This window comes from Chryseobacterium sp. SIMBA_038, from assembly GCF_046535115.1.
Taxonomy (GTDB): domain Bacteria; phylum Bacteroidota; class Bacteroidia; order Flavobacteriales; family Weeksellaceae; genus Chryseobacterium.
Window position 1 is genome coordinate 1 of record NZ_JAWRXH010000144.1, and the last position, 275, is coordinate 275.

The 275-nt window shown below is 57.8% G+C and carries 1 protein-coding gene; it reads right to left on the reverse strand.

The annotated features are described in order from the left end of the window. Positions 1-54: 54 nt before the first annotated feature. On the reverse strand, positions 55-275 hold a 221-nt coding region (locus SB689_RS23040), incomplete at its 5' end, for a TrbI/VirB10 family protein (protein WP_410694387.1).

Here is a 275-nt window from a genome sequence, read left to right on the forward strand (position 1 = left end):
GTGGCAAACAAGTTCCGCCGCATCGATAGCGTCAACGCCGAGAGAACGCCTCGCTCAGTACCCGCGCGCGGTTACCGGCGCCGGCCTATACGCAGCAGGGAATACGATGTCCCGTGTTGCCACAATGTTGAACTTATACCCCGGCGCCCGCGTCAGTGTTGGTTGGATGTTCATACCCTTTTGGATGTAAGCCGAACCCGTCTGGCCGAGCTGCTGACCGACGGACTGGGAAATGATCTGCGAGTTCGTCTGCACGCCATTCACGTTATTCGATT